General features: G+C 63.2%; 1 protein-coding gene. It reads right to left on the reverse strand.

Going from position 1 to position 435, the window contains the following annotated elements:
- A partial coding sequence (locus QMM04_RS23145; protein ID WP_282997238.1) for a DUF4118 domain-containing protein occupies nucleotides 1-435 on the reverse strand: 435 nt, incomplete at both ends.

Consider the following 435-nt stretch of genomic DNA (forward strand, 5'->3'; position numbering starts at 1 on the left):
AGATACTGCAAATCCGACACTGCCACCGTGCCGGTCGGGGCGACGAAGAACAGGTCAAAGGCGAGGATATTGATCACCGTGGCGAACACCGACGGCCAGCGCCCGTAACGCAGCGCCACTAGCACCACCGCCAGCAAATAGATCATCACGCCGTTGGCCGGATCGAACTCCACCAGCAACCAGCGGCCGACAATGGTGACCAGCATGCACAGCGCAATCGCCATCAGGCAACCGCGCAGATGTAGCCGCCACTTTTCACTGCTGACGCGCTGGCCGGTCAGCGGGTGCGGCGCATCGCGCACCGGCTCATCCAATGCCACCACCAGCAGATCGAGATCCGGGCCAAGCTGGCCCAAACGCTGAGCAAAACTGTCGCGCCGCCAGCGCCGCTGCGGCTGACGACCGGTGACGATTTTGCCAAGGTTGTGCTCACGC

It is taken from the genome of Pantoea sp. Pa-EAmG (assembly GCF_030024295.1).
In the GTDB taxonomy this organism is placed as follows: Bacteria; Pseudomonadota; Gammaproteobacteria; order Enterobacterales; family Enterobacteriaceae; genus Pantoea; species Pantoea dispersa.